The 4,463-nt window shown below is 70.2% G+C and carries 3 protein-coding genes; all 3 read left to right on the top strand.

The window, feature by feature from the left end; genetic code table 11:
* The coding region (locus ACFV0Q_RS38730; RefSeq protein ID WP_385012423.1) for an APC family permease at positions 1–1,973 on the top strand (1,973 nt) is incomplete at its 5' end.
* A 101-nt stretch (positions 1,974–2,074) separates the two neighbouring features.
* Positions 2,075–3,406 carry a class I SAM-dependent RNA methyltransferase gene (locus ACFV0Q_RS38725; protein WP_385012421.1) on the top strand — a complete coding sequence of 444 codons (1,332 nt, stop codon included), beginning with the start codon at positions 2,075–2,077 and terminating at the stop codon, positions 3,404–3,406.
* A 280-nt stretch (positions 3,407–3,686) separates the two neighbouring features.
* A complete protein-coding gene (locus ACFV0Q_RS38720) occupies positions 3,687–4,343 on the top strand; it encodes a neocarzinostatin apoprotein domain-containing protein (RefSeq protein ID WP_385012419.1) in 657 nt (218 codons plus the stop codon).
* Positions 4,344–4,463 lie beyond the last annotated feature (120 nt).

Here is a 4,463-nt window from a genome sequence, read left to right as displayed (position 1 = left end):
CCAAGCGGATCGCCCTTCCTGTCTTCGCATCCGACCCGCTCTCCTCGGTGGCATATGCCCCCGGCGAGGTACTGCTGGTCCTTTCGATCGCGGGTGTCTCGGCGTACCACTTCAGCCCCTGGATCGCGCTCGCGGTCGTCGTGCTGATGTTCACGGTGGTCGCCTCATACCGGCAGAACGTCCACGCGTACCCGAGCGGCGGCGGTGACTACGAGGTCGCCAACACCAACCTCGGGCCCAAGGCAGGCCTCACCGTGGCGAGCGCCCTGCTCGTCGACTACGTCCTCACCGTCGCCGTATCGATCTCCTCCGGAGTCGAGAATCTCGGCTCCGCCGTCGATTTCGTCATCGAGCACAAGGTGCTCTCGGCGGTGATCATGATTCTGCTGCTCACGCTGATGAATCTGCGCGGAGTCAAGGAATCCGGGAAGCTCTTCGCCATTCCGACGTACGTGTTCGTCGGTGCCGTCTTCGTGATGATCGCGTGGGGCGCATGGCGCGGTCTCGTGATGGGCGACACGATGGAGGCCCCCACGGCCGGCCTGGAGATCAAGGCCGAGCACCAGGGGCTGGCCGGTTTCGCGCTCGTCTTCCTGCTGCTGCGGGCCTTCTCCTCCGGGTGTGCCGCCCTGACCGGCGTCGAGGCGATCAGCAACGGCGTCCCCGCCTTCCGCAAGCCCAAGAGCAAGAACGCCGCCACCACGCTCGCCCTCATGGGCGGCCTGGCCGTCACCATGTTCTGCGGGATCATCGGCCTGGCCATGGCCACCGACGTGCGGATGGCCGAGTCGCCGGCCACCAACCTGCTGGAGGACGGCGTACCCGTCGGCCCCGAATTCGTCCAGCACCCGGTGATCTCCCAGGTCGCCGAGGCCGTCTTCGGCAACGGCAGCTTCCTGTTCATCGTGCTCGCGACCGCCACCGCGCTCGTCCTGTTCCTGGCCGCCAACACCGCGTACAACGGCTTCCCGCTGCTCGGCTCGATCCTCGCCCAGGACCGCTACCTGCCGCGCCAGCTGCACACCCGCGGCGACCGGCTGGCCTTCTCGAACGGCATCGTGCTCCTCTCGGGCGCCGCCATCCTGCTGGTGTGGGTCTACGACGCCGACTCCACCAAGCTGATCCAGCTCTACATCGTCGGCGTGTTCGTCTCCTTCACGCTCAGCCAGATCGGCATGGTCCGGCACTGGAACCGCCACCTGCGCAGCGAGAAGGACCAGGCCGCACGCCGCCGGATGCAGCGCTCGCGGGCGATCAACACCTTCGGCGCGTTCTTCACCGGCATGGTGCTGGTCGTCGTCCTGGCGACCAAGTTCACCCACGGCGCCTGGGTCGCCCTCCTCGGCATGCTGATCTTCTACGGGACGATGACGGCGATCCGGAAGCACTACGACCGGGTGGCCGACGAGATCGCGGCGGCCGAGGGCCCCAGCGACGACAGCGTGCGCCCGTCCCGGGTGCACTCGATCGTCCTGGTCTCCAAGGTCCACAAGCCGACCCTGCGCGCCCTGGCCTTCGCCAAGCTGACCCGCTCGGACACCCTGGAGGCGCTCAGCATCAGCGTCGACGCGGACGAGACCAAGGCGCTGAAGGCCGAGTGGGAGCGGCGCGGGATCAACGTCCCGCTGAAGATCCTCGACTCGCCCTACCGCGAGATCACCCGGCCGGTCGTGGAGTACGTGAAGGGGCTGCGCAGCGAGAACCCGCGCGACGCGGTCAGCGTGTACATCCCCGAGTACGTGGTCGGCCGCTGGTACGAGCACCTGCTGCACAACCAGAGCGCGCTGCGCCTCAAGGGGCGGCTGCTGTTCACGCCCGGGGTGATGGTGACCTCGGTGCCCTACCAGCTGGAGTCCTCGGAGCTCGCCAAGCGGCGGGCCAAGAAGCGCCAGGACTGGAACGCGCCGGGCGCCGTGCGCCGCGGGCCGGTCGACACGCAGCGGCCGCGTCCGAAGGACCCGGCGGGCAAGTGACGCCCGCCGCCCGGCGGTGGTGAACGGCCGGACGAGATCCACGTAAACTGGTGGGTCGGTCGTCCGGCCGTTTTCCTTTGATCTTCTGGAGCCTCCCCACCATGACCGAGCAGAACGAGAAGCAGTCACTGGTCGGGGAGGAGTACGAGGTCGAGGTCGGTCCCGTCGCGCACGGAGGCCACTGCATCGCCCGCACCGCCGAGGGCCGCGTCCTGTTCGTCCGCCACACCCTGCCCGGCGAGAAGGTCATCGCCCGCGTGACGGAGGGCGAGGAGGACTCCCGCTTCCTGCGCGCCGACGCGATCACCGTGCTGGAGGCCTCCAAGGACCGCGTCGAGGCGCCCTGCCCGTACGCCGGCCCCGGCAAGTGCGGCGGCTGCGACTGGCAGCACGCCAAGCCGGGCGCCCAGCGCCGGCTCAAGGGCGAGGTCGTCGCCGAGCAGCTGAAGCGGCTCGCCGGGCTCACCCCGGAGGAGGCCGGCTGGGACGGCACCGTCATGCCGGCCGAGGGCGACAAGCTGCCCGCGGGGCAGGTGCCGCAGTGGCGCACCCGCGTCCAGTTCGCGATCGACGACGACGGCGTCGTGGGCCTGCGCAAGCACCGCTCGCACGACATCGAGCCGATCGACCACTGCATGATCGCCGCTCCCGGCGTCAGCGAGCTGGGCATCGAGAAGCAGGACTGGCCCCAGATGGAGACGGTGGAGGCCATCGCCGCAACCGGCTCCGGCGACCGCCAGGTGGTCCTCACCCCGCGCCCGGGCGGCCGCCTGCCGCTCGTCGAGCTGGACAAGCCGGTGTCGGTCCTCCGCGTCGAGGAGAAGGACGGCGGGGTGCACCGCGTCCACGGCCGCGCCTTCGTCCGCGAGCGCGCCGACGGCCGCACGTACCGGGTCGGCATGGGCGGCTTCTGGCAGGTCCACCCGCAGGCCGCCGACACCCTGATCAAGGCCGTCATGCAGGGCCTGATGCCGCGCAAGGGCGAGATGGCCCTCGACCTGTACTGCGGCGTCGGCATCTTCGCGGGCGCGCTGGCGGAGCGGCTCGGCGACACGGGCGCCGTGCTCGGCATCGAGACGACGAAGCGCGCCGTCGAGGACGCCCGCCACAACCTGGCGGACTTCCCCCGGGTCCGCGTCGAGCAGGGCAAGGTCGAGCAGATCCTCCCGAAGACCGGCATCACCGAGTGCGACCTCGTCGTCCTCGACCCCCCGCGCGCGGGCGCCGGCAAGCAGACGGTCCGCCACATCGCCGGCCTCTCCGCCCGCCGCATCGCCTACGTGGCCTGCGACCCGGCGGCCCTGGCCCGCGACCTGGCGTACTTCAAGGACAACGGCTACAAGGTCCGCACCCTCCGCGTCTTCGACCTCTTCCCGATGACGCACCACGTGGAGTGCGTCGCGATCCTGGAGCCGGTGAGGGACGACGGCTGATCCGTCGTTCGGGCCAGTGTGCGTTGACGCCCGGCAGGGGTATCCCTGCCGGGCGTCGGTGTGTGCGGGCGGCTGGATACGTGTTCTTGTCGGGGGGTTCGAGGGGGCTGGAGGATGCCTGCTGTCGGATGGAGTTGGTTGGAGGGGGGAAGGTATGAGGTTGTGGGGGTATTTCGCCCGTGGTGTGGTGGTGATGGCGGTGGTCTTTGCGGGGGTTGGGGGGATCGCGCAGGCGGCGCCGGTGGGGCCGCAGTTGATCGTGAAGCGGACCGTCGGGTTGTTGGACGGGGACGTTGTCGGGTTCTCGGTCAAGGGAGGGCCGGCCAAGGCGTACGTGTGGGTCGAGTTGTGTGCCCCGGATACGGTGGCGGGGGCCTGTGACGAGGACACCGGGCGGCAGTTCCGGGTGCTTCCGGATGGGACACTTCCGGTTTCTCCGAAGAAGCTCTACGCGCAGCTCGCCACCGGGTCGGGCTCCTTCGACTGCCGCACCGCGACCGACGCCCACCCGTGCCGGCTGGCGCTGACGGACAACGCCGGGGCCGTTCTCACCACCGTTCCGCTGGGCTTCCGCCCGCACGGCGCCCTCGAAGCGGCGCCGACGGTGCGGGTGGAGCCGTACGAGGGGCTGGTGGACGGGCAGTCCGTGCACGTCACGGGCCGGGGCTACGAGCCGCAGTACCACTCGGTGGTCGTGGAGTGCGCCGTGGGTTCCGCGGAGTACGAGGGCTGCCGCACCCGGGGCCGGCCGCCGGCCACCACCGACCAGGGCCGGCTCGACGAGACGCTCACCCTCTCGGCGACGTTCGGCACCAACGACGGCCGCACCGTCGACTGCCGCGTCGCGCCCGGATGTGAGCTGGTGGTCCACGGGACCCGGGTCCGCGGCCCGGAAACCGTGCGGCATCCTCTCCACTTCACCCCCGCCGCCCGCTGACGGCGTCCTGCCCACGGCCCGGGCCCCCCGGGCGCGCGCCCCGGGGGGGGGGGGGGCTTGTGAGAAAACACACTCCCCCAAAACCACACACAAGAGGTGTATGAAGTTGTGGTTTTTAAA

This window comes from Streptomyces sp. NPDC059564 (assembly GCF_042735575.1).
In the GTDB taxonomy this organism is placed as follows: Bacteria; Actinomycetota; Actinomycetes; order Streptomycetales; family Streptomycetaceae; genus Streptomyces.
The sequence above is the reverse complement of the archived record's forward strand: the minus strand, read 5'-3'. Positions and strand labels throughout refer to the sequence as shown.

Coding starts and splice junctions, on each gene's coding strand:
- ACFV0Q_RS38725 (WP_385012421.1), top strand. CDS start 2,075: ATGACCGAGCAGAACGAGAAGCAGTCACTGGTCGGGGAGGAGTACGAG.